This window comes from Streptosporangium sp. NPDC049046 (genome assembly GCF_040649155.1).
GTDB lineage: Bacteria > Actinomycetota > Actinomycetes > Streptosporangiales > Streptosporangiaceae > Streptosporangium.
On record NZ_JBEZEZ010000023.1, the window covers coordinates 115387 to 138166 of the forward strand.

The following is a 22780-nucleotide window of genomic DNA, read 5'->3' on the forward strand; positions in this document are numbered from 1 at the left end:
GCCCGCGCCCTGTGAACCCCACCCCCCATGCCCCGTGAAAACGACAGAGGACAAAGGAGGCGCCGCCATGGCGCGCAAACTGGTACTGCTCACCTACGACATCCGGCCCGGATCGGACCTGACCGAGTACGCCGACTTCACCCGCTCGGTGGACTACCCCGCCTTCCGCCAGAACCCCGGCATCCAGGACTACGCGAACTACGTGGTGAGGAGGAACGTCCGGGGCGAGGAGAGCTTCCGGCACTTCGACCTCATGTTCGTCGACGACCTCGACGCCTTCCACGCCGACGGGAAGCTGCACTTCGGCGACCCGGTCATCCTCGACCACGCCGCTCGCTGGCGGGCCAAGTGGGGGCAGGACGAGGCCACCGGCTGGCGTGCGAACGTGAACATCAGCTACGCGGACGAAATCTAGGGGTGAGCGACTACCCGACGTCGCGTCGGGCGGTCGTCCTGGCCGTGCTGCTCGGCATGACCTATATGTATCCCGCCTACCTGGTGGGCACCCTGGGCGTGGCGATCCGGCACGACATCGGCCTCGACAGTGCGGGCCTCGGCCTCACCGTCAGCGTCTTCTACGTGGTCGGCGCGGTCGCCATGTCCCCGGGCGGCCGGATCGCCGACCGCGTGGGCCCGCGCAGGGCCCTGCGGTTGTCGGCGGTCATGACCGGCCTCTGCCTCGTCGGGGTGGCCGTGTTCGGCGGGTCATGGGCCGGTCTGCTCGCCGCGCTCGCCGTGGGTGGGATCGGCTCGGCGGTCGGCGCCTCGATCGGCACCGTACTGATCGTCGAAAACGTGCGGGCGTCTCGGCGGCCGATGGCGTTCGGCCTCGAACGGTCGTCGATCCCGGCCTCGACGCTGGTCGCCGGGCTGTCGCTGCCGCTGCTCGCCACCGTGATGCACTGGCGGCTGGTCTTCCTCGTGGGCGGTGTCGCGGTCGCCGCGCTGCTGCTGATGCGGGTGCCCGGCACTCCTGCTCCGGCCTCGGCGGGACGCCCCGCGCGGGTGAAGCTGACGCCGCTGATGCCCCTGTTGCTGGTCACCGGCGCGTTCCTGCTGGGGTCGGCCGCCGCGACCGCGCTGAGCAGTTTCTTCGTGGACTACAGCGTCACGCTCGGCCTGTCCCCGTCCTTCGCGGGCATCGCGCTCGCCGTGAGCAGCGCGGTCATCATCGCCGTGCGGCTGACCCTGGGCCGTACCAGGTACGGCCGTCTCACGGTCGCCGCGATGATGGCGCTCGGCGGGGTCGGGTTCCTGCTGTTCGTTCCCGGCGACCGGGGGTTGTTCCTGGTCGGCACGCTGGTGGCCTGCGGCGCCGGCTGGGGCTGGACCGGCCTGGTCGCCCTCACCGTCGCAGAGACCTACGCCACCATGCCGGGCGCCGCGTCCGGCGTCGTGCAGTCGGGCGGCGCGGCCGGGGGCATTCTCGGGCCGCTGCTCGTGGGAGCAGTGGCGCAATATCACTCGTACGCCGCCGGCTGGTTGCTGGCGGCGGCGTTCTGCGGGCTGGCCGCACTCCTCGTGCTGGTCAACCGGGCCGCATGGGAGGCGACCTGATGAACTTCACCACCCTCGATCATCCGCCGACGTCGTGTGACGTGCTGGTCGTCGGCAGCGGCGCGGCCGGGCTGACCGCCGCCTGTAGGGCCGCCGACGCCGGACACCACGTCGTCGTCGTGGAACGGGCCTCCGTGCTCGGTGGCACAACCGCCGTGTCGGGCGGCGTGATCTGGGCGCCGGGCAACCACCTCGCCGACGCCGACAGTGCTGCCGACGGTGCCGCCGACGCCCTGCGCCACCTCGTCGCGGTCACCCGGGATACCGTGCCGCGCGCTCGCCTGGAGTGGTTCCTGCGCGCGATCGGGGAGGCCGTACGCTACCTGTGCGACGAGACCCATGTGGACCTGTTCGCCCTGGAACGCCCCGACTACCGGGCCGATCTGCCCGGTGCCAGGCGCGGGGGCCGGGCCCTGGACAACCGGCCGTTCGACGTCACCGCGTACCCGGGACTGGAGCGTCTGCTCCGGCCGCCCACCTATCTGCCCTGGCTCACCATGGCCGAACGGGAGCAGGACACCGGCGCCGACCTCGCCGCGCTCGACCGTGAGCGCCGCGACCGGGGGGTGCGCACGCTGGGCGGGGCGCTCGCGGGTTCGCTCGCCGTCTCCGCCCGCGCCCGCGGTGTGGAGTTCCTGCTCGGTGCCCGCGCCGTCGGCCTGGAACGGTCGGGCCGGTCGTGGGACCTCACTCTCGAAGACGCCGGTCACGTCACCGCGCGCCGGGCGGTCGTGCTGGCCGGCGGCGGCTTCGAGTGGGACCCGGCGCTCCAGCGGGCGTTCCTGCCCGCCCGGCTCACCCCGATCGGGGCACCGGGCAACGAGGGGGACGGCCTGCTCATGGCGCTGCGCGCCGGGGCGGCGGTCACCGACCTGACCGCCTCGTGGGGGGTGCCCGTGTTCTGCGACCCCGAGGCCCGCTACGACGGACTGCCCACCGGGCGGCTCGCCACCGTGGAACTGACCAGGCCGGGCTCGATCATGGTCAACGGCTCCGGCCGCCGGTTCGCCGACGAGGCAGGGAGCTACCACGACCTGACGAAGGTGTTCCGCGAGACCGACCCCGCCACCGGCGCGCCCCGGCACGTCCCCGCCTGGTTCGTGTACGACGCCGTCCACCGCGCCCGGTATCCGGTCGCGGGCGGCCCTCCCGGAGGCACCCCCTCCTGGGCGGTCACCGGTTCGACGCCGCACGAACTCGCCGACGCCTGCGGTATCGACGCGTCGGCCCTGGCCGAGACGATCGCGGAGTTCAACGCCGACGCCCTCGCGGGCGCCGACCGGAGGTTCGGGCGCGGTCCCGCGTCCCTCGCGCCGCTGGCGGAAGGGCCGTTCACCGCGGTCCCGGTCGTTGCGGGCACCCTCGGCACCTGCGGCGGTGTGGTCACCGACGACCACGGACAGGTCCTCACCCCCGGCGGGACCCCGGTGGACGGCCTGTTCGCCGCCGGGAACGTCTCCGCGAGCGTCTTCGGTGACCACTACCCGGGTGGCGGCACCTCCCTGGCCGCGGCCGTGGCCCGCGCGTACGCCATCGGGGCGGCGCTCGGAGGAGGGGGACGGCGTTGACCGTACCAACCGCCCTGACATACTCTCTGAGCGGACCGGCGTTCGCTATAGCGGAACAAGGAGTGATGGTGGAAGACGGACCTCTGACAGGTCTGCGAGTAATCGACGTGTCGACCATCCTCGCCGGCCCGCTCTGCTGCCAGATCCTCGGAGACCAAGGTGCCGAGGTCGTGAAGGTCGAGCACCCGGTCGCCGGGGACGGCATGCGCGGCCACGGTCCTTCCAAGGACGGCGTCCCGCTCTGGTGGAAAGAGATCTCCCGTAACAAGCGCACGATCGGACTGAGCCTTTCCGTTCCGGAAGGCGCGCAGCTGTTCCTGGAATTGGCGAAGACGGCCGACGTCGTCGTGGAGAACTTCCGGCCCGGCACCCTCGAACGCTGGGGCGTCGGGCCCGAGACGCTCCACGAGATCAACCCCCGGCTGGTGATCGTCCGGATCACCGGCTTCGGGCAGGAGGGCCCCTACGCGGCCCGCCCCGGGTTCGGCACCCTCGCCGAGGCGATGAGCGGCTTCGCCCACCTCACCGGCGAGGCCGACGGCCCCCCGACCCTCCCGGCGTTCGGGCTCGCCGACAGCATCTGCGGCATCGCGGCCAGCTCGGCGACGATGATGGCGCTCTGGGCCCGGGAGCGGACCGGCCGGGGCGAGGTCGTCGACATCAACCTCCTCGAACCGATCATGACCGCGGTCGGGCCCCACGCCACCGTCTACGACCAGCTCGGCGTGATCGGCCGCCGCCAGGGCAACCGGTCGGGCAACAACTCCCCGCGCAACACCTACCGCTGCAAGGACGGCAGCTGGGTCGCCATCTCCACCAGCGCCCAGAGCATCGCCGAACGGGTGATGACGCTGGTCGGCCACCCCGAGGTGATCACCGAACCGTGGTTCGCCTCCGGGCGGCAGCGGGCGGCCCACGCCGACCTGCTCGACGCCCACGTCGGCGGCTGGATCGCCGAACGCACCCGCGAGGAGGTCATGGCCGAGTTCGAACGGGTCGGCGCCGCCGCCGCACCCGTGTACGACGCCCGCGACCTCGCCGAGGACCCCCACGTGACCGGCACCGGCATGCTCACCCGCGTTCCCGACGAGGACCTGGGCTCGGTGCTGATGCACAACGTGATGTGGCGGATGCCCGGCGCCCCCGGGCGGGTCCGCTTCACCGGCCGGCCCCTGGGCGCCGACACCGACGAGATCCTGCGGGAGCTCGGGGTCGACGCGGCCACGACCGCCGACCTGCGGGTACGCAAGGTGATCGCATGACAGGCGCCGGATCCACCGGTGTGAGGACCGGAAACCGCACCGCAGACGCCGGGACCACCGAGGTGAGGACCGGAGACCGCGCGACAGACACCAAAACCACCGGCGCGAGCGCCGGAAACCACACCGCAGACACCGGGACCACCCGTGTGAGGACCGGAAACCGTACGACAGACGCCGGGACCACCGGCGTGAGCACCGGAAACGGAAGGCCAGGCGACGTGAGCGGCACCGCTACCACCGACCCGCTGCTACAGGCGGTCCGCGACGGGGTCGGCATCTACGACCTGGGGCGTCCGCTGACCATCGGAATGCCGCAGTCACCGAACCACCCCCCCTTCTGGCACACGCTGCCCCGCCGCCACGGCGACATGGTCCGTGCCGACGGCGGCTCCGCCGCCAACGACATGATCAGCATGGGCACCCACGTCGGCACCCACATCGACGCCTTCGCCCACGTCTCCCACGACGGCCGCCTCATCGACGGCTCCGACGCCCTCGAGGCGAGCCGCGGCGGCCGGTTCGCCGAGCTCGGGGCGCACACGATCGCCCCGATGGTGCGGCGCGGCGTGCTGCTGGACGTGCCCGCCGCCCTCGGCGTCCCGGAGGGCTGCGAGGCCGGTTTCGAGATCACCCCCGACGACCTGGAGAAGACGGTCGCGAGACAGGGCACCCCCCTGGCCCCCGGAGACGTGGTGCTGGTGCGCAGCGGCTGGGGCCGCCTCTTCGGAGACCCCGACCGGAACGTCTACATCGGCCGCGACTCGGGCGTGCCGGGTGTCGGCGAGGCGGGCGCGACCTGGCTCGCCGACCAGGGCGTCCACGCGGCGGGCGCCGACACGATCGCCTTCGAATGCCTCAAACCCGGCAGCGGCCACAGCGTGCTGCCCGCCCACCGGGTGCTCCTGGTCGAGCGCGGCGTCTACATCATCGAGACGCTCGACCTGGAGGAACTCGCCGCCGCGGGGGTGCACGAGTTCACGTTCGTGCTCGCCCCGCTGCCCATCTTCGGCGCCACCGGCTCACCGGTCCGTCCGCTGGCGGTGGTGGGCCGTGGGTGAGCCGATCCTCGCGGTCGAACTCGCCAGGTTCGCCGCCGCCACCCTGGGCGACCGGCCACCCGCCGACGTGATCGCCAGCGTACGGCAGCGGGTGCTCGACGTGCTCGGGCTGTGCGTGGCCGCCTACCGGCTGCCGACCAGCGTGGCCGCCTCCGGCTACGCCGCCGACCAGGGCGGGCGGCCCGAGGCGTACGCCGTCGGGGTCGCCCAGGCGCTGCCCGCCGCGCAGGCCGCGTTCGCGAACGGCGTGCTGGCGCACTCGCTCGACTACGACGACACCCACCTGCCGTCGGTGCTGCACCCGAGCGCCGGGGTGATCCCGGCCGCGCTCGCCGCCGCGCAGGCCTCGGGGGCCTCGGGCGCCGACACGGTCGCGGCGATCGCGGCCGGACTGGAGATCACCGTCCGGCTCGGCATGGCCGGCTACGACACCACGCTCGGCAACTCGGTCTTCTTCGAACACGGCCAGCACGCCACCTCCATCTGCGGCACGATGGGCGGCGCCGCCGCGGCGGCCCTGCTCATGGGCCTGGGCGAGGACGGCGTACGCGACGCGCTGGGCGTCGCCGCCTCGTTCGCCTCGGGCATCATCGAGGCCAACCGCACCGGCGGCACCGTGAAACGGCTGCACTGCGGGTGGGCCGCCCACTCGGCCGTCACCGCCGCGTCGCTGGTCGGGCGGGGTTTCACCGGTCCGCCGACCGTGCTGGAGGGCCGGTTCGGCTTCTTCGAGGCGTTCATCCGCGACGACAAGACCGACCTGTCGCAGGTGCTCGACGGACTCGGTGACCGCTGGGCGGTGCCGGGCGTCTTCTTCAAGCCCTACCCGGCCAACCACTTCACCCACACCGCCATCGACGCCGGGCTCGCGCTGCGGGCGCGGGGCCTGCCGCTCGACCGGATCGAGCACATCGAGCTCCGGGTGCCCTACGCGGTGATCCGCACGATCGGCCAGCCGATCAGCGGCAAGCGCGCCCCCGAGACCGGTTACCAGGCCCAGTTCAGCGGCCCCTACGCGGTGGTCGCCGGGCTCGTCGGCGGCTCCGGCCTCGGCGTGGGACTGGACGACTTCACCGACGACCTCGCCAGGGACCCGTGGCGACGGGCCCTGATGGCGAAGGTCGACGTCGTCGCCGACGAGCGGTGCGACGAGATCTACCCCCACCAGTTCCCGGCCGTGGTCCGGGTGCGCACCGACGACGGCCAGGAGTGGACCGAGGAGGTGCTCGCCAACCGGGGCGGTCCGGCCAGGCCGCTCTCGGACGCCGAGCTGTCGCGCAAGTTCCGGGAGAACGTCTCGGGCCGCCTGCCGGACGAGGCCGCGGAGACCGTCCGCGACCAGGTGCTCGCACTCGACCGGCTGCCCGGCGTCGCCGACGTGCTGCGCCCGCTCACCCACCTCGAAGGAGTCTCCCTGTGACCTCGTTTGACCTGATCATCAAGAACGTCCGGGTCGTCCACCACGACCACGCCGAGCCGGCGGACGCCGACATCGCGGTGCTCGACGGGCGGATCGCCCGCGTCGCGCCCGGCATCGACCCGGCCGAGGGCCGCGAGGTGGTCGACGGCGGCGGACGGCTCGCCTTCCCCGGCGTCGTGGACGCCCACCAGCACTGGGGCATCTACAACCCGCTCTCGGTGGACACCGAGACCGAGAGCCGCGCCTGCGCGCAGGGCGGCGTGACCTCCGCCCTGACGTACATGCGCACCGGGCAGTACTACCTCAACAAGGGCGGCGAGTACGCCGAGGTCTTCCCCGAGGTGCTCGCCGCCTCCGACGGCAGAGCCTTCGTCGACTACGCGTTCCACCTGGCCCCGATGATGCGCCGCCACATCGAGGAGATCCCGTCGCTGGTCCGCGACCACGGCGTCACCTCGTTCAAGGTGTTCATGTTCTACGGCAGCCACGGCCTGCACGGCCGCTCGGCCGACCAGAACTCCTTCCTGATGATCCCGGAGGGCGAGCGCTACGACGTCGCCCACTTCGAGTTCGTCATGCGCGGCATCCAGGCCGCCCGCCAGAGGTTCCCCGACCTCGCCGAGGAGATCTCGCTCTCGCTGCACTGCGAGACGGCCGAGATCATGACGGCGTACACGAAGATGGTCGAGGAGGAGGGCACCCTCACCGGTCTCGCCGCCTACAGCGCCTCCCGCCCGCCGCACTCCGAGGGCCTCGCCGTCAGTATCGCCTCCTACCTCGCGCACGAGACCGGCCTGCCGACGATCAACCTGCTGCACCTGTCGTCGGCGAAGGCGATGGACGCCGCCCTACGCATGGCCGACGCGTTCCCGCACATCGACTTCCGCCGCGAGGTCACCATCGGCCACCTGCTGGCCGACATCACCACCGCGAGCGGAATCGGCGGCAAGGTCAACCCGCCGCTGCGTCCCCGCGAGGACGTCGAGGCCCTGTGGGGCCACGTGCTCGACGGCAAGGTCGACTGGGTCGTGAGCGACCACGCCTGCTGCCGCGACGAGCAGAAGTTCGGCGACCCCCGCGAGGACGTCTTCGTCGCCAAGTCGGGCTTCGGCGGCGCCGAGTACCTGCTGCCCGGCCTGGTCACCGAGGGCTCCAGGCGCGGTCTCGGCTACGGCGAGATCGCCCGCCTGCTGTCCTGGAACCCCGCCAGGCGGTTCGGCCTGCGTACCAAGGGCGCCGTCGCCGAGGGCCTGGACGCCGACTTCTGCCTGGTCGACCCCGACTCGACCTGGACGGTGCGCGCGGCCGACTCCGAGTCGACGCAGGAGTACACCCCGTTCGAAGGCTTCGAGCTCACCGCCCGGGTCACCGACACGTTCCTGCGCGGCCACCGGGTGCTCGCCGACGGCAAGGTCACCGGCAGCCCGCAGGGCCGCTACCTGGCCAGGCCGACCGGCGCATGACCCCGCGTAGTTACCTCTACGTCCCCGCGGACCAGGAGGGCAGGCTCGCCAAGGCCGCGGGCAGGGGGGCCGACGCGCTCATCCTCGACCTGGAGGACGCGGTCGCGCCCGGAGCGAAGGCCGCCGCCAGGAAGAACGCCGCCGCCGCGATCCCGCGACTGCCCGGCGAGGTCTGGGTACGCGTCAACGCCGACACCCCGAAGGCGGACATCGCGGCGGTGGCCGTACCGGGGCTGAAGGGGATCGTGGTCCCGAAGGCCGAACCGGCGCTGCTGGAGCTCGCCGACGCCCTGCTCACCGAGGCCGAGACGGCCCGCGACCTCGCGCCGGGCACGTTCGCCCTGCTCGCGCTGATCGAGTCGGCCTCCGGCGTCGTTCAGGCCGAACGCGTCGCGGCGTCGCCCCGGGTGGTACGGCTCGGCGTGGGGGAGGCCGACCTCGCCGGTGAGCTGGGGCTGCGCCCGGGTCCCGGGCGCGAGGAACTCTGGCCGATCCGGTCGCGGATCGTCGTCGCGTCGGCGGCGGCCGGGATCCTGCCGCCGGTCGGCCCGGTCGAGACCGCCGTCCGCGACACGGAGGCGCTGGTGGCGGGCACCCGGACCCTGCTGCGGCAGGGGTTCCGTGCCCGCACCGCGCTGTCGCCCCGCCAGCTCCCGCCGATCAACGAGGTCTTCACCCCGTCGCCCGAGGAGCTGGAGGAGGCCCGCGACCTGGTCCGCCGCCTGGCCGAGACGGGCGGCGTCGCGCTCGACGCCAGGGGCCGGTTCATCGACGCGGCGGTCGCCAGGAGCGCCCACGAGGTGATCGGACGCGCGGAAGGGGCCTGAACGGCCGGTGGGTCAGGCTCGGCGCTGGGCGTCCTCGAGATAGCGCAGGACGGCGGTGACGCGCCGGTCCGCCCGGTCCGCGGGCGCCAGGTCGAGCTTCGCGAAGATGCTGCGGATGTGCTTGTGGACGGCGCCGTCGGTGACGAAGAGCCTCTCGGCGATGGCCGTGTTGCCCAGTCCTTCGGCCATCAGGGCGAGGACGTCGCGTTCGCGGGGACTGAGGCGCTCCAGCCGGTCGTCGGACCGGGTGCGGGCGAAGAGCTGCGCGACGACCTCGGGGTCGATCGCCGTGCCTCCCTCCGCCACCCGGTGCAGCGCGTTCAGGAACTCGTCGACGCGTCCGACCCGCTCCTTGAGGAGGTATCCGAGGTGGGCGCTGCCCTGGGCGAGCAGCTCGGTGGCGAAGGCCTGTTCGACGTACGCGGACAGCACGAGCACGGCCAGGCCGGGTCTGCGGCGCCTCGCCTCGACGGCCGCGACGATCCCCTCGTCGGTGTGGGTCGGCGGCATCCGGACGTCGACGATGGCGACGTCCGGCTCGTGGGCGTCGACGGCGGCGAGGAACCCGTCGGGGTCGGCGGCGGTGGCCACGACGTCGAGCGACTCCGCGCGCAGCAGCAGCGCGAGTCCTTCGCGCAGGAGCGGGTCGTCCTCGGCGATCACGATCCGCATGGCAGGCTCACCTCAAGGACGGTGGGCCCGCCGGGAGGACTGGTCAGCATGAGCGTCCCATCATGTGCTTCGGTACGGCGGCGGATGCCGACGAGCCCGGACCCGCCGTGCTCGTCGGCTCCCCCGCGGCCGTCGTCGGTGATCTGAAGGTGTAGCCGGTCGTCGCGGCGGCGGACCCTGACGGTGGCGTGCCCGGCATGGCTGTGCTTGGCGATGTTGGTGAGCGCCTCGGCCACCACGAAGTAGGCGGTGGCCTCGACGGAGGCGGCGCAGCGGCTGGGAAGGTCGGCGTCGAGTCGGCAGGGCACCGGGCAGGTGGTGACCAGCCCGGTCAGCGCGTCGACGAGGCTCCGGTCGGTCAGCACCGGAGGCAGGATGCCGCGGGCGACCGCGCGAAGCTCGGCGAGCGCCTGCTCGGCGGCGTCCTGGGCACGGTCGAGGATGGCCTCGGCGCCGGACGGGTCGCGCGCCAGCGCACGACGGGCCGCGCCGAGCAGGACGGTGACGGCGACGATCCGGTTCTGGGTCCCGTCGTGCAGCGACCGTTCGATCCGCCGCAGTTCGGCGGCGTGCGCGTCCAGCGCCGCCGCGCGGGTCGCGGTGAGCTGTGCGACCCGCAGCACGAGGTCGGCGCCCGGCCCGGCCGACAGGAGCCGCCGGCCGGGCCACGCCTGCAGCCGAGCCATCCCCGGTATGAGGAGCACGGCGAGGACGATCCATCCCAGGCCGAGCAGGCTCACCCCGAGGGCACCGGGCAGGTCCCGCACGGTCCAGAGCCCCATGGCCGAGGTGGCCGCCTCCTCCGGAGGCAGCAGCCGCCACCACAGCGGGAAGGTGGTGTTGGTCACCGCGCTGAAGAAGATCGTGAGACCGGCCAGGCCGAGGAACAGCCCGAGGGTCGAGTGGACGACCACCCAGCCCAGCTCCCGGCGGGTGGCCGGATCGGCGAGGGCGGCACGCAGGCCGGACGGCACCGGCCCCGGGCCGATGATCTCCGGCCCCCAGCGGGAGAGCCTCGCGCGTTCCCGGTCGGCGACGGCCCGCAGCCCGCGCAGCGCGGTGGGTGCAAGGAACACGCCCACGCCGACGAGGCAGGCGAGCGCGGTGGCGGCGAGCAGCAGGAGGGCGACGAGGGCGAGGACCGTGGTGCCCAGCCCGCCGACGAGGTGTTCGAACGCGTCCAGGACGACGCGGGCACGGGCGAACACCGCCGACTTGCGGCCGGCCGGGGACTCGTGGATCGGCATTCACACCTCCTCGGCCAGACGATAGGGCACCGTTCCGGACGCCGTCAGGTCGCGGGCCGAGAAGTACAGCCTGCTGTACCTCGGCTGTCTCGTCGGCGGGATCGCCGGGAGCGGCGGCGGTTCGTAGCGTCGGAGCATGACGAACGGTTCGACCGAGGAGCACGCCGTGACCGACCCTTCCCACCGCGTTTCCGACACCTTCGAGACGCCGCCTTCGACGCGGCCCGCCGACGCCCGGGGTGGCGTGGTGAGGCCCGTGCTGTGGGCTCTGCTGATAATCGGCGTGGTCTGCAACATCGTGACCTCCGCCTCCGACCTCAACGTTTTCATCGGAATCGGGTTCGGGACGATCGTCCTGGCGTGTGCCGCCGCGCTGGTCACCCACCACTACCGGCACCGGCGCTGACGGGCGCCGGGGACGAGGAGGCGAACACCGCGCCGTTCGCCTCCGGCCCGGAAGGCAGGCCGTCTCCGGGACGCCGCCCCGGTCGCAGTCTCCGTCTCAGGGGGAACCGGGCAGCCCGGCGCTCGCCGCCTCTCCGGCCCGGACGGTGACGCCGTCGCGGTAGACGCTCGGGCTCACGCCCAGGACGCGCTTGAACGCCGAGCTGAAGCCGAACGCGTCGGAGTAGCCCACCCTGCGCGCCACCGTGGCGACCGTCGCGGCGGGTTCGGCCAGCATGTCGGCGGCGAGCGCCATCCGCCACTCCGTCAGGTACGTCATCGGCGGCTCGCCCACGAGTTCGGTGAACCGCCTGGCCAGGGTGGTGCGCGACACGCTCGCGGCGGTGGCGAGGGAGGCGAGCGTCCACGGCCTGGACGGGGCCTCATGGATGGCGCGCAGGGCCGGGCCGACCACGTCGTCGTTCAGCGCGGTGTACCAGCCGGGACTCACCGCCTCCGGCCGGTCGAACCAGTCGCGCAGCGTGCACACCAGCAGCCAGTCGAGCAGCCGGTCCAGCACGATCTGGTGTCCCGGGCGACCGGAGAGGAGTTGCGCCTCCAGGTAGGCGCCCATGCTGCTGCAGTCATGATCGTCCGGTACGACGAGCACGGGGGGCAGCACCCGGACCAGGCGGCGGGCCACCTCGCCGTTCACCCGGTACGACCCCGCCAGCAGGATGGTCTGCCCGTTCGGGTCTCCGACGACGGGCCTTTCAGGGGAGACCTCCCGGGCAGGGCGCGGCGCGCCGGTGTCCGCGACGACGAAGGGCTCCGGCCCGCGCACGATCGCCGCCTCGCCAAGTCGCACCTGCCGGGCGTCGTCTCCCCGGACGATCCACCCTTCGCCGCGCAGGGGGACGAGGAGTGTCAGAGAGGGACCGTCGGCGAACCTGAGCGCCCACGGCGGCGACAGCACCGACGCGCCGAAGACGGCCCCCTCGCCGCGAACCCCCCGCAACAGGTCGTCGTACGGGTCCATGGCGCCCACGATAACCGGACGATCGCACGGGTGCGGCGCACGCCCGGTGGCCACGACGGGACGATCGGATCAGGGCGGCCTGCGTCCGGGGTGCCGCGACGACGGGACGATCGAACGGGTGTGGTCTGCGTCCGGGGTGCCGCGAAGACGGGACGATCGGACAGGTGCGGCGTACGTCCGGCCATGTGCGGGCGGCTCCCCGCGCGGTTGGCTCTATGGCATGAGAGAGATCCTGATTCTGGGCGCGACCGGCAAGACCGGCCGCCGGGTGGTGCGGCGACTGCGCGCGGAGGGGGAGCGGGTGCGGTCCGCCTCCCGTTCCAGCGAGGTTCGCTTCGACTGGTCCGAGCCCGCCACCTGGGAGAACGCGCTGCACGGCGCCGAGGCGGTATATCTGGTGGCGCCCGACGACCCCACCCCGATCCGCGACTTCGTCGAGAGCGCCACGGACGTCAAGCGTTTCGTGGTGCTGTCCGGCCGGGGCATGGACCTGGTCGGCGAGGACTTCGGCCAGGGCATGGCCGCAGCGGAGCGGGCCGTCCGCGACTCGGGGGCGGAGTGGACGATCCTGCGGGCGAACAACTTCAACCAGAACTTCGACGAGGACCTGTGGCACGCGCCGCTGCGGGCGGGGAGGCTGGCGTTGCCGATCGGTGAGGTGCCCGAGCCGTTCATCGACGCCGACGACGTCGCCGCGGTCGCCGTGGCCGCGCTGACGGGGGACGGGCACGCGGGGCTGACGTACGACCTGTCGGGTCCGCGCGGGGTGACCTTCGGCGCGGCCGTCGAGATCATCGCACGGGCCGCGGGCCGGTCCATCGAGTACGTCGAGCTGACCCCGGAGGCATACCGGGCCGAACTGCTCGCGGAGGGATATCCGGAGGTCGCGGCCGACGCGCTGAACACCCTGTTCGCCCTGCACCGCGCCGGTCACACGGCCGAGCCCGTCGACGGGGTCGAGCGGGTGCTCGGCCGTCCTCCGGTCGCGTTCGAGGACTACGCGGCCCGGGTCGCCGCCACCGGCGCCTGGTCGTGACCTCCCGGCAGGATCGTGGTCTCGGGTGGCCGGTGCGGTGGGGACGCGCACCGGATGTCCCCACCGCGCACCGCCGGACACGCGGTGGGGACTTTCGTCGCGCGTCCGGCGGTGGGTGAAACGGCGCGTTGCCGGGGCGTTGCCGGGGCGGTGAGAACGCTTACCGCCCCGGCGGTGCCCCACTGAGAACCGGTGAGAACGCTTACCGCCCCGGCGGTGTCCCGCGGGTGGTCAGCCTCGCCGCCACTTCTGGTTGGCGCCGCCGTTGCACTCCCACTGCTGCAGCGGGGTGCCGCTGCCGCCGAAGCCGGTGACGTCCACGCACTTGTTGGCCTGCGGGTTGACCAGGTCACCCGCGCCGCTGAGGACGAACTGCTGCGCCGGGTTTCCGCTGCAGGTGGCGAGCTGGATGGCGGCGCCGTTGGCGGTGGAGCCCCAGGCCACGTCCATGCAGAGGCCGAAGGCGCGGACGGTGCCGTCGCCGGGGAACGTCCAGTTCTGCGCGGCGGTGCCGTTGCAGTCCCACAGCTGCAGGCGCTGCCCGTCGGCGGCGTTGCTGCCGGGCACGTCGATGCACTTGTCCTGCCAGCCGATGAGCCGTCCGCCGCCCCCGCCGGTGGTGGTCAGGGTGAGGCCGTACGCGCCGAGGATCTCGTTGACCGGCTGGTAGAAGGTGGTGCCGCCGGTCGAGCAGTTGCCGGAGCCGCCGGAGGTGACGCCCTGGGCCTGGTCGCCGGTGATCCAGGCGCCGCCCGAGTCGCCGCCCTCGGCGCAGGCGCTGGTCCGGGTGAGCCCGTGGACCAGGGATCCGGAGTAGTTCACGGTCACGTTCTTGGCCTGGATGGTGCCGCAGCGCCAGCCGGTGGTGCGCCCGGACCGGCAGATGGAGGAGCCCACCACGGCTTCCCGGGAGCCCGCCACGGCGACGTTGCCGCCGCCGTAGTTGTTGACCCACGGGCGGGGTGTCCAGTTTCCGTTGGTACGGACCCAGGCGTAGTCGTTGTCGGGGAACGACGAGCCGGCGAAGGTGCCCTGGCTCACGTTGTTGTAGCCGAGGGTGGGGCTGCCGGTGCGGCCGCAGTGCCCGGCGGTGACGAAGCCGCCGTTGTTGACCGCGAAGCCCACCGAGCAGAGCGTGTTGCCGTTGATGACGTACTGGTCGCCGCCGCGGATGTCGTACAGGGGTTTGGGCGCCTCGTCGACGGAGATCCGCACCGTGGCGGCGTCGACGGCGCCCGCCCTGACGAAACGTTCGGCGGCGGCGCGGTCGGCCGCCGACACCGCCACGGTGTTCGTGGCGACGTCCACGTACCAGCTGTGGATGTCCTTGCCCGCGGAGTCCGCGACTCGGTCGAGCGCGGCCTTCGTGGTGGCCAGTTGCCGCTCGCTGCGTGGCACGGACACCGGCAGCGCGCCCGCCGCGCGGACGAGGTCGGCGTCCTCGCGGTTCAGGACGCCGACGCTCAGCCGCCCTTCGCCGGGGGTGAACCACGCGCCGGCGAACCGGTCGGCGAGACGGGTGCGAAGCTGCCGCTCCACCACGGCCGCCCCGGCCTCGTGGGCCTGGCGGACGCGGGCCTGCGTGGGGGTGAGGCCGAGGTCTCGCCGCAGTGCCTGTTCGGCCGTGGCCGCCTTGGACGGGTCGGGAGCGGGGTCGGGTATCGCGGCGGCCTGCGCGGTCGGGGACGGGACGACGAGCGCGGCGGCGAGTACCGCCACGCTGGTCAGCACGGTGAATCTCACGACTGGTCCTTGAGGGGTGGGGGGAGGGGGACGAGGCGTGAGAGCGCTCTCTCGAAAGAAACTTTACATTTAAGGCAAGGTAAGTCAATACAAGATCTGACGTGATCTGACTGAACCTGGCAGGAAAACTCGGCGTCTCGGTACGGCCCGGCGCCGGATACGGACGGGGCGCGTGGGGATCAGGGAACGCTGTGGTGCGGAGAGGGTCGCAGGGCGTCCAGCAGCGCCTCGGGGGTGTCGGTGAAGAAGCGGATCGTGGTGGCCTCGGCGCGACCGCCGAGGGGACGGACCACGGTGACCGGCTCGGTCAGCTCGACGACCACGTTGGTCTGGGAGGACACCACCACGCTGAGCCGCCGGTCCGCCACGGTGATCATGCCGCTCTCGTTGTAGTTGCGCGACAGCCGCACCGAGGAGATCAGCTGACGGGGGACGCGGAGGTCGAAGTACATGCCGTATCGGACGCGCAGTTCCTCGGTGGTCACCACGTGGGGCCGGGTGACGCAGGCCGCGATGATCATCAGCACGTAGACGACCCCGTAGACGTCGGCCACCAGCACCGCGAGGCGCACCCCGTACGGCACGCCCAGCGCCCGCAGCAGCAGTTCGATCCCCACCGTCTCCACGACCAGTACCGACAGCAGCACCAACTGGACCGACGTCTGCTCCCGGGTGTACGGCGCGGCGGTGGCGCCGGGCGGCACGCCGTCGCGGCGGCGCGTGATCCACAGGAAGGCACTCACCATCCCCTTCAGTTCGAAACCCACGAGCCTGCGCACCGGCAGGGGAACCAGGAGGTGGAAGGTCGTCCGGAGCGCCGCCCGCCGGTCGGCGCCGCCCCGGCGTTCGGCCCTGAACAGCCGGTACGCGGTCACCGCCTCCAGGACGAGCATCGACGCGACGATCAGCTCCGCCACCACGATTACCGGCCCTGGCAGCGGCACCCCCGCCACGAGCAGGATCACGAACAGCATCTCCGTGGGGATGACGGTGAACAGCGCGGCGCGGGCGATCCCGAGCATCAGGTTCTCTCCTTGAGAGTCGTCATGACCAGCTGGAGCACCTCGACCTGAGCGGGAGACAGCTCGGCGCACATCGTCTCCAGCCACCGCCCGCCGTCCACGCGTTTCGCGGGACCTGAGCCGGAGCCGAGGCCGGGGGCAGGGGCGGGACCGGGGGCGGAGCCGGGACCGAGGGGGGAGCCGGGACCGCCGCCGGGTGAGGAGCCAAGGCCGGATCCGGAGGCGGGACGGGAGCCGGGAGCGGAGTCGGAGCCGGCACCGGGGCCGGGCCGGGGGTTCGGGCCGGGGGCGGGGCCGGAGCCGGGTGGATGCGAGCGCTCGGGGTCCGGGGCCAGCTCCGCGATCATCACCGCGGCCATCTCGCCGGGGATGTGCGCGACGAGATCGGCGGCGAGTGCGGCGACGCGGGGATCGCCGGGCTCCGCGTCCGCGAGCTCGTCCAGCCGCCGGTAGAGGTCGTGTGACCGTGCGAGCGCCTCGGGCTCGGTGAGAGGTCGCAACAGGTCGAGCACCCGTGCCCGGTCCGGCTCCTCGGCCACGGTGTCCATCAGCGCGAGCAGCTCACGGTCGATCTCGGCGGACCTCGACTCCGGGGCGGGGAGGTGGCGCAGCACCGAGACCATGCCGGGGGAGACCATCGTGTCGGGATGCGGGTCCGCCTCGGCGAGCAGGGCGGCGAGCCTTTCCCGCCTGGCACCGATCGCCTCCTGCTGTCTGGCCAGGTCCGCGTCCAGTTCCCGGAGCACCTCGCGCAGTTCCCTGCCCCGGTCGTCGGCGAGGATGTCGCGGATCTCGTCCAGCGACAGGCCGAGTTCGGCGAGCCGTCGCACCCGGGCGAGGATGACCGCGTCACGCAGCCCGTACTCCCGATAGCCGTTGTTCAGGCGCAGGGGCTCGGGGAGAAGACCCAGGTGGTGGTAGTGGCGCACGGTCCGGGTGGACACCCCGACCAGCGCGGCGAGCTCGCCGATCCGCATGCCCTCATTAGAAACGTTGACGCTACGACAAGGTCAAACCCACGCTCAATACTTAAGTATCTGCTTGACTATTTCCCTTTCGGGTCCAATACTTAAGCACATGCTTAACCAAGACGGTTCGCTGGATCGGGTGTTCCAGGCGCTCGCGGACGCGACACGGCGCGAGATGGTCGAGCGGCTGGTCCGCGGGCCCTCGTCGGTGAGTGAGCTGGCCCGGCCTCTGGAGATGTCGCTGCCGGCGGTGATGCAGCACCTGCAGGTGCTTGAGGCGTGCGGCCTGGTCCGGACCGAGAAGATCGGCAGGGTCCGCACCTGTCACATCGAGCCGGACGTGCTGCGAACGGCCGAGAGCTGGTTCGCCGGGCAGCGCACCACCTGGGAGCACCGGCTCGACCGGCTCGGCGACCTGCTGAACGAGTGAGCCGGGATGTCGAACCCCAGAACAACCGAAACGACCGGTACGACCGGAACAAGGAGAAGATCATGACCGATGGTTCTGTCACGCATGCCACGTTCACCCTGGAGCGGGTGTACGACGTTGCCCCCTCCCGGGTGTTCGCCGCCTGGGCCGACCCCGTGGCGAAGGCCCGGTGGTTCGCCGCCCCCGGCGGGAAGCACGACCTCGACTTCCGGGTCGGCGGCAAGGAGGTCAACCGAGGCGGACCGGAGCACGGTCCGGGAATGACGTTCGAGTCCTCGTACCAGGACATCGTCCCGGACGAGCGGATCGTCTACACCTCCACCCTCTCCGTCGGGGATGATCTGGCCACGGTCTCGTTCACCACGGTGGAGTTCGTCCCCGAAGGCGCGGGCACCCGGCTGGTCCTCACCGAGCACGACGCCTTCCTCGACGGCCACGAGAAGCCGGAATGGAGGGAACGCGGCACCGGCGAATGGCTCGACGCGCTGGAGGGGGAACTGCGGCGGCAGGGCTCGTGACCACGGGCACGGCCGGTGACACGGGCGGCCGGTGTTCGGCGCGGCCTCGGCGGTCGCGCGCGACGCCCTCACCGCCGGGCTCGACGTCACCGCCGCCGTCACCGGAGTGCCGGTGACGGGCATCGCCGTACTCACCGTCACCGCGCTGCGGCACATACCTGCCGCGGGCCGCGCCGCCGACGAGGAGTGAGGCCTGCGACGGCTCACCCTCGTCGGCGGCGGACGCCGTCTCTAGAGCTCGCCGCTCTCGATCGCCTGCTTCATCGCCGCCTGGGTCGCCTCGTGGGAGGCGACGCCGTTCTGGAGTACGAAGTCGATCAGCGTGCTGTCCGCGTCGAAGGTGAGGTACTCGGTGACCTTGGTCTTCCCTCCGGAGAGCTGCTTGAAGACGATCTTCTGGTGCGTGACGACATTGGGCATCGTCCAGCTGTCGGTCTCGTAGGAGAGGGTGGCGTAGTCGATGCGCTGCTGCGCGTGCGTGTTGATGACGACGGTCGAACCCTCGTACGGGATCTCCTCGACCGCGGTGAAGTCGATGTGGCGCTTGCCGCCCTGCCAGCGGTCCTTGTGGGTGACGACCCGCTTCAGGAACGAGTGCATGCCGAGGTGGTTGTTGATGTTCGAGTACGCGGGCAACACCCGAGCGACGGGGGCGTCGATCGTGATGGAGATGCTGTCCTGCGCCCGGCTCCGTCCCGATTCCGGGAGGGGCGGCGTGTTCTTGTAGAACTCGTAGGTGTCCCACGCGCTCTGCCACTCCGCGGCGAGCTGGGGGTCGCTCTCCGGAGTGCTCGCGTGGGCGGGGGCCGAGAGGGTGGTAAGGACGAGGGCCGTGGCGAGCAGCTGGGCCGCGAGGAGTCGAAGACGCTTCTTCACGTATACCCCAAAGGGGAGACAGTAGGTGCAAGTGATCTTTTATCGCATGTTGTTGTGATCTAGGTACTTTTGCGACGAAGAAGCGGAAAAAACTTTTTGTGATGTTGTGTGCGGATGAGGGGCAGGCGTACCTCGATGGTGAGGGCTCGTGACCTCCCGATCCGCGTGCGGGAGAGGCCGACGTGGCTCCTTCGCGCCGATCAGCTGCCGATCGGGTTCCGGTCAGGTGCGTTCCTGCCGGGGCAGGACCACCTCCCGCAGGATGAGCAGGACGGCCGCGGCTATCGGGATGCCGAGCAGCGCGCCCACCACGCCGAGCAGCGCGCCCCCCAGCAGGGCGCCGACGATCGTGGCGAGCGGCGGTACGTCGACCGAGCTCTTCATCACGGCCGGGGCGATCCAGTAGTTCTCGATCTGCTGGTAGATCGTGAAGAAGACGATGCAGACGATCCCGACGGTCGGAGAGACGAAGAATCCCACCAGGGAGGCGATCCCCGCGCCGATGAAGGCGCCGACCAGCGGGATGAGGTCGGTGATCGCGACGATCAGCGAGAGCGCGAGGGCGTACGGGACCTGCATGATGCTCAGGAAGATGAAGGTCGTCACACCGGCGATGAGCGAGATGATCAGGTTCCCGGCGACGTATCCGCCGATGCTGTCGATGATCTGGTCACCGAGCAGGGTCGTGCGGACCCTGCGGCTCCGGGGGACGAGGCGGTAGGCCAGCTTCTTGAGCGACTTCAACGAGCCCAGGAGATAGAGCGTCAGCACCAGCACCGTGAGCGAGTTGAAGACCGCCCCGATGAGGACCGACCCGATGCCGAGCACACCGCCGAACATCTGGGTGCCGAAGTCGCCGCTCGTCACGTACGTCTGAAGCTTCTCCAGCAGCTGGAAGCGCTGGTCCAGATCGCGGATGACCGGGTTGTTCTGCAGCTCCTGGACGTACTGCGGGAGCTGCTCGACGAACTGGGTGGACTGCGTGGTCAGCGGGGGTACCACGGCCAGGCCGAAGACGACGAAGACGAGGATGACGCCCAGGAAGACGAGGGTGATGGCCCACACCCGGGGGACGTTGCGCCGCTGGAGGACCTCGACCGCCGGGTTCAGGCCGATGGCGAGGAAGAGCGAGACGACGATGAGGACCAGCACCGAGCTCGCGGTCGCGATGGCCTGCACCAGCCACCAGGCGGTGAGCACCCCCAGGGCGGCGGTGAAGCCGAACACGAACGGGTTGTTGCTCATCGAGCGCCCGGGACGGCCGAACGGGAGGTTCGGGGTGATCCCCGATGACGGCGCGGCGTCGGGGGACGCGGCCGCGCCGGGGGGCACGGTGACCGCGCTCGCGGGACCGCCGGGAACAGGACCGCCGGGAACAGGACCGCCGGGAGCGGGACCGCCGGCCTCCGCGGGCGGGGCGGCGGGCAGGACCAGAGGGCCCGCGGAGGTCAGGATCGGCTCGGACGAGACGGATTCGCCGGCTCCGGCCGATGACGCCGGGACGCCTCCCGCGCCCGTCTCCGTCGACGGAACGCGGGGGGCGGGCGGGGATGTTTCCGGCGCTGTGGCGCGGTCAGCGGAGGTGGGCTCGGACACGCGCTGCCACTGCCCGTTTCCAGGAAGGTTAGTCGGTCCGCGACCGCCATATTTTCCCTGGTCGTCGTACGGTTTCGAGCACGAAGGGACACCTGGGGCCGCGGGGGCCACAGCGGCCTCTGAGGGGTGCTGAGGGGCACGGGGAGACGCTGAGGGCGTCGTCAGGTCATGTTGACGTACTGGCGGGGGCGCAGGGCGTGGCCGCGGAGGGCGGCGAGAGCGGCGGAGCGGCCGGCAGGGGTGAGACGGCCGTCGACGCGCAGGCCGAAGGCGTCCAGGCGCCTGCCCAGCTCGGCGAGCGAGGCGTCGACCTCCAGGGCCTGCCGCTCCGTGCAGTCGATCACGGCGGTGACGTGGTCACGGTCGGCGGGGGCGCCGTCGGCGAGCAGCATCAGCGCCACCTCCCTGGCCGAGGCACGGAAGCCGTTCTCCCCCGGCGCGGGGGCGAGCAGGGCGGCGGCCGCGGCCTCCCAGAGCAGGTCGGTGTCGCCGAGCAGGCGCTCGCCCGTCGAGGTGGTCACCAGGCGCCTTCCGGTCTGGCGTAGCGCGCCCATCTGGTCCTGGGCCACCTCGCGGACGGCCGCGAGTTCCGCGCCGCTCCAGGTGCTCTCCGCGAGCACGGAACGGGCGAGGTTGTGCCGCTGGGTCAGCGGGATGCCTTCCGGGCGGAGCCCCACGGTCAGCAGCCAGCGCAGCGCCCCCAGATGGGCCTCGTCCGGTGCGGGGATGGGCGCGTGTAAGCGCACCTCGAAGGGCTGGGCGAGCTCGCGCCAGGCGGTGCCCCGGCCGAGGACCCAGCGGTTGAGCCGCTCGCCCTGGACCCGGTGCAGCCAGTTGTCGCCGCCCAGCTCGGGGCGGGGCGTGGTGAGCCAGCGGCTGGTGAGCCTCCGCCGCTCGGCCGGACGGGGGACGAGCTCACCGGAGACGATCGCCAGCTCCAGTGCGGCCGAGCAGGCGCCGTGCGCGCCCAGCTCCTCCGGTCCCATGATCGAGCTCCACCGCAGCTCGGGCACGTCGGGCGGGAGCACACCCGTCGCGTCCAGGGCCGACTGGTACGCGGCCATCCCCGCGTCCTCACCCAGACGGGCGTAGGTGCGCAGGATCTGGGTGGTCGTGGACGACGAGCAGAGGGCGGCGTAGCGCTCAAGGCCACCCAGCCGCAGCAGCAGGCCCAGCGCGCGGGCGATCGCGGGGCGGTCGCCGGTGACCTTCGAGGGCAGGGTGTACCAGAGAAACTCGCACACGTTGAGCTCGCTGATCGTCTCCAGCGGCTCGCCGCCGGTCAGCCAGTCGATCGCGCTGCGGGCGTGCTCGGCGGCGGCGGGCTCGGAACGCTCCAGCTCCGACAGGAGGGCGGCCACGTCCGGTGCAGGCATGCTTCGCAGTCTGCCGTATGCGGGCCTGCTCTGACGATGAACGTGACGTAATGGATCCTGCACGGTGCCTACCCTAGGAAATGTCTTCTAAGTGGCTCATACGCGGACGCTCAGATCCAGCCCTTCTTGAAAAGCATCCGTGAACTCCACTCGGCGTACGGGATGATCTCGGCGGTGAGCACCGGGTAGAGCCACCAGAAGTTGACGAGCGCCAGCAGGGTGAAGGCGCCCACGACCGCGGCGCCGACGGTCCGGCGTCCCTGCGGGGCGCTCGCCGGGCCGAGGATCAGCCCGGCCACGAGCACGATCGCCAGGATCATGAAGGGGACCATGGGGATCGCGTAGAACAGGAACATGGTCCGGTTGTCGGCGATGGCGTAGTAGAACCAGGGGAGCCAGCCGGCGGCGTAGCCGACGAGCACGGCTCCGGCCCGCCAGTCGCGGGTGGCGACGTACCAGGCGATCATCGCGATGAGGGCCGCGAGCCCTCCGTACCAGATGACCGGCGTGCCCACCCCGAGCACCGCCTGCGAGCAGGTGTCGGTGCCACAGCCGCCCTGGGGACTCTCGTAGAAGAACGCCACGGGGCGTAGCAGCAGCGGCCAGCTCCAGGGGTCGGACTGGTAGTTGTGCGGGGTCGCCAGGCCGGTGTGGAAGCCGAGCACCTGGAAGTGGTAGCTCAGCCAGGAGCGCAGCGAGTCGAAGACGAAGAAGGCCG

General features: G+C 71.9%; 23 protein-coding genes and 1 pseudogene. 13 read left to right on the forward strand and 11 right to left on the reverse strand.

From position 1 onward, the window contains the following. The first annotated feature begins 67 nt into the window (after positions 1-67). The 8 genes from AB0B96_RS29245 to AB0B96_RS29280 all read left to right on the forward strand — a co-directional run bounded on the left by AB0B96_RS29245 (position 68) and on the right by AB0B96_RS29280 (position 9155). Positions 68-415: a hypothetical protein gene (locus AB0B96_RS29245; RefSeq protein ID WP_350945413.1), complete on the forward strand. Its 348-nt coding sequence runs from the start codon at positions 68-70 to the stop codon at positions 413-415. A gap of 2 nt (positions 416-417) precedes the next feature. Continuing rightward, a complete protein-coding gene (locus AB0B96_RS29250) occupies positions 418-1557 on the forward strand; it encodes an MFS transporter (RefSeq protein WP_362903729.1) in 1140 nt (379 codons plus the stop codon). Next, complete coding sequence (locus AB0B96_RS29255; RefSeq protein WP_362903731.1) at positions 1557-3125, forward strand: FAD-dependent oxidoreductase; 1569 nt, start codon at positions 1557-1559, stop codon at positions 3123-3125. The genes AB0B96_RS29250 and AB0B96_RS29255 overlap by 1 nt, the downstream gene beginning before the upstream one ends. A gap of 68 nt (positions 3126-3193) precedes the next feature. Further along, entirely contained in the window at positions 3194-4387 is a 1194-nt protein-coding gene (locus tag AB0B96_RS29260; RefSeq protein WP_362903733.1) for a CoA transferase, read from the forward strand. 218 nt (positions 4388-4605) lie between these two features. Then, the gene (locus AB0B96_RS29265; protein ID WP_362903735.1) at positions 4606-5445 is read left to right on the forward strand and encodes a cyclase family protein; all 840 of its coding nucleotides are present in this window, start codon (positions 4606-4608) and stop codon (positions 5443-5445) included. Next, positions 5438-6865, forward strand: a complete 1428-nt coding sequence (locus tag AB0B96_RS29270; protein ID WP_362903737.1) for an MmgE/PrpD family protein — start codon at positions 5438-5440, stop codon at positions 6863-6865. Before AB0B96_RS29265 ends, AB0B96_RS29270 begins: the two co-directional genes overlap by 8 nt. Next, complete coding sequence (locus tag AB0B96_RS29275) at positions 6862-8328, forward strand: dihydroorotase family protein (RefSeq protein WP_362903739.1); 1467 nt, start codon at positions 6862-6864, stop codon at positions 8326-8328. Before AB0B96_RS29270 ends, AB0B96_RS29275 begins: the two co-directional genes overlap by 4 nt. Further along, positions 8325-9155, forward strand: coding sequence for an aldolase/citrate lyase family protein (locus AB0B96_RS29280; RefSeq protein WP_362903741.1), 831 nt, complete (start codon positions 8325-8327; stop codon positions 9153-9155). The genes AB0B96_RS29275 and AB0B96_RS29280 overlap by 4 nt, the downstream gene beginning before the upstream one ends. A 12-nt stretch (positions 9156-9167) precedes the next feature. Here AB0B96_RS29280 and AB0B96_RS29285 read toward each other — a convergent pair whose 3' ends face one another. From AB0B96_RS29285 to AB0B96_RS29295, 3 genes are read right to left on the reverse strand one after another with little or no spacing between them, the layout of a single operon-like run. Continuing rightward, on the reverse strand, positions 9168-9827 hold the full coding sequence (locus AB0B96_RS29285) for a response regulator transcription factor (protein ID WP_362903743.1): 660 nt from the start codon (positions 9825-9827) through the stop codon (positions 9168-9170). Further along, the gene (locus AB0B96_RS29290; RefSeq protein ID WP_362903745.1) at positions 9815-11074 is read right to left on the reverse strand and encodes a sensor domain-containing protein; all 1260 of its coding nucleotides are present in this window, start codon (positions 11072-11074) and stop codon (positions 9815-9817) included. Before AB0B96_RS29290 ends, AB0B96_RS29285 begins: the two co-directional genes overlap by 13 nt. Continuing rightward, on the reverse strand, positions 11075-11212 hold the full coding sequence (locus AB0B96_RS29295; protein ID WP_362903747.1) for a hypothetical protein: 138 nt from the start codon (positions 11210-11212) through the stop codon (positions 11075-11077). On the opposite strand from AB0B96_RS29295, the gene AB0B96_RS29300 reads away from it, so the two are divergent. Beyond that, a complete protein-coding gene (locus tag AB0B96_RS29300; RefSeq protein ID WP_362903749.1) occupies positions 11211-11480 on the forward strand; it encodes a hypothetical protein in 270 nt (89 codons plus the stop codon). The genes AB0B96_RS29295 and AB0B96_RS29300 overlap by 2 nt on opposite strands. A gap of 96 nt (positions 11481-11576) precedes the next feature. Here AB0B96_RS29300 and AB0B96_RS29305 read toward each other — a convergent pair whose 3' ends face one another. Then, positions 11577-12497, reverse strand: a complete 921-nt coding sequence (locus tag AB0B96_RS29305) for an AraC family transcriptional regulator (protein ID WP_362903751.1) — start codon at positions 12495-12497, stop codon at positions 11577-11579. 220 nt (positions 12498-12717) lie between these two features. Here AB0B96_RS29305 and AB0B96_RS29310 point away from each other — a divergent pair, with 220 nt between their 5' ends. Continuing rightward, complete coding sequence (locus tag AB0B96_RS29310; RefSeq protein ID WP_362903753.1) at positions 12718-13533, forward strand: NAD(P)H-binding protein; 816 nt, start codon at positions 12718-12720, stop codon at positions 13531-13533. A gap of 231 nt (positions 13534-13764) precedes the next feature. Here the strand turns inward: AB0B96_RS29310 and AB0B96_RS29315 are convergent, their stop codons facing one another. From AB0B96_RS29315 to AB0B96_RS29325, 3 genes are all read right to left on the reverse strand, one after another. After that, on the reverse strand, positions 13765-15276 hold the full coding sequence (locus tag AB0B96_RS29315; protein WP_362903755.1) for a ricin-type beta-trefoil lectin domain protein: 1512 nt from the start codon (positions 15274-15276) through the stop codon (positions 13765-13767). Between the two features lie 179 nt (positions 15277-15455). Next, positions 15456-16298: a hypothetical protein gene (locus AB0B96_RS29320; protein WP_362903757.1), complete on the reverse strand. Its 843-nt coding sequence runs from the start codon at positions 16296-16298 to the stop codon at positions 15456-15458. Beyond that, on the reverse strand, positions 16298-17275 hold the full coding sequence (locus AB0B96_RS29325; protein ID WP_362903759.1) for a MerR family transcriptional regulator: 978 nt from the start codon (positions 17273-17275) through the stop codon (positions 16298-16300). Before AB0B96_RS29325 ends, AB0B96_RS29320 begins: the two co-directional genes overlap by 1 nt. Positions 17276-17375: 100 nt before the next feature. On the opposite strand from AB0B96_RS29325, the gene AB0B96_RS29330 reads away from it, so the two are divergent. The 3 genes from AB0B96_RS29330 to AB0B96_RS29340 all read left to right on the forward strand — a co-directional run bounded on the left by AB0B96_RS29330 (position 17376) and on the right by AB0B96_RS29340 (position 18404). Beyond that, positions 17376-17696, forward strand: coding sequence for a metalloregulator ArsR/SmtB family transcription factor (locus AB0B96_RS29330; protein ID WP_350945397.1), 321 nt, complete (start codon positions 17376-17378; stop codon positions 17694-17696). A gap of 62 nt (positions 17697-17758) precedes the next feature. Next, positions 17759-18214, forward strand: coding sequence for an SRPBCC family protein (locus tag AB0B96_RS29335; RefSeq protein ID WP_362903762.1), 456 nt, complete (start codon positions 17759-17761; stop codon positions 18212-18214). Between the two features lie 31 nt (positions 18215-18245). Beyond that, positions 18246-18404 carry a hypothetical protein gene (locus tag AB0B96_RS29340; protein WP_362903764.1) on the forward strand — a complete coding sequence of 53 codons (159 nt, stop codon included), beginning with the start codon at positions 18246-18248 and terminating at the stop codon, positions 18402-18404. Between the two features lie 41 nt (positions 18405-18445). Here the strand turns inward: AB0B96_RS29340 and AB0B96_RS29345 are convergent, their stop codons facing one another. From AB0B96_RS29345 to AB0B96_RS29360, 4 genes and pseudogenes are all read right to left on the reverse strand, one after another. Continuing rightward, on the reverse strand, positions 18446-19090 hold the full coding sequence (locus AB0B96_RS29345) for an SRPBCC family protein (RefSeq protein ID WP_362903766.1): 645 nt from the start codon (positions 19088-19090) through the stop codon (positions 18446-18448). 222 nt (positions 19091-19312) lie between these two features. After that, on the reverse strand, positions 19313-20686 hold the full coding sequence (locus tag AB0B96_RS29350) for an AI-2E family transporter (protein WP_362903768.1): 1374 nt from the start codon (positions 20684-20686) through the stop codon (positions 19313-19315). A gap of 161 nt (positions 20687-20847) precedes the next feature. After that, complete coding sequence (locus AB0B96_RS29355) at positions 20848-22062, reverse strand: hypothetical protein (protein ID WP_362903770.1); 1215 nt, start codon at positions 22060-22062, stop codon at positions 20848-20850. Positions 22063-22172: 110 nt separating this feature from the next. Next, positions 22173-22780 (reverse strand): annotated as a pseudogene (locus AB0B96_RS29360) (phospholipid carrier-dependent glycosyltransferase); the annotation flags it as partial.

What these genes read in the sequence shown, in the direction of transcription:
- AB0B96_RS29245 (WP_350945413.1), top strand. Translation starts at nt 68, where the DNA reads ATGGCGCGCAAACTGGTACTGCTCACCTACGACATCCGGCCCGGATCG.
- AB0B96_RS29255 (WP_362903731.1), top strand. Translation starts at nt 1,557, where the DNA reads ATGAACTTCACCACCCTCGATCATCCGCCGACGTCGTGTGACGTGCTG.
- AB0B96_RS29280 (WP_362903741.1), top strand. Translation starts at nt 8,325, where the DNA reads ATGACCCCGCGTAGTTACCTCTACGTCCCCGCGGACCAGGAGGGCAGG.
- AB0B96_RS29285 (WP_362903743.1), bottom strand. Translation starts at nt 9,827, where the DNA reads ATGCGGATCGTGATCGCCGAGGACGACCCGCTCCTGCGCGAAGGACTC.
- AB0B96_RS29290 (WP_362903745.1), bottom strand. Translation starts at nt 11,074, where the DNA reads ATGCCGATCCACGAGTCCCCGGCCGGCCGCAAGTCGGCGGTGTTCGCC.
- AB0B96_RS29300 (WP_362903749.1), top strand. Translation starts at nt 11,211, where the DNA reads ATGACGAACGGTTCGACCGAGGAGCACGCCGTGACCGACCCTTCCCAC.
- AB0B96_RS29295 (WP_362903747.1), bottom strand. Translation starts at nt 11,212, where the DNA reads ATGCTCCGACGCTACGAACCGCCGCCGCTCCCGGCGATCCCGCCGACG.
- AB0B96_RS29305 (WP_362903751.1), bottom strand. Translation starts at nt 12,497, where the DNA reads ATGGACCCGTACGACGACCTGTTGCGGGGGGTTCGCGGCGAGGGGGCC.
- AB0B96_RS29310 (WP_362903753.1), top strand. Translation starts at nt 12,718, where the DNA reads ATGAGAGAGATCCTGATTCTGGGCGCGACCGGCAAGACCGGCCGCCGG.
- AB0B96_RS29320 (WP_362903757.1), bottom strand. Translation starts at nt 16,298, where the DNA reads ATGCTCGGGATCGCCCGCGCCGCGCTGTTCACCGTCATCCCCACGGAG.
- AB0B96_RS29325 (WP_362903759.1), bottom strand. Translation starts at nt 17,275, where the DNA reads ATGCGGATCGGCGAGCTCGCCGCGCTGGTCGGGGTGTCCACCCGGACC.
- AB0B96_RS29330 (WP_350945397.1), top strand. Translation starts at nt 17,376, where the DNA reads ATGCTTAACCAAGACGGTTCGCTGGATCGGGTGTTCCAGGCGCTCGCG.
- AB0B96_RS29335 (WP_362903762.1), top strand. Translation starts at nt 17,759, where the DNA reads ATGACCGATGGTTCTGTCACGCATGCCACGTTCACCCTGGAGCGGGTG.
- AB0B96_RS29355 (WP_362903770.1), bottom strand. Translation starts at nt 22,062, where the DNA reads ATGCCTGCACCGGACGTGGCCGCCCTCCTGTCGGAGCTGGAGCGTTCC.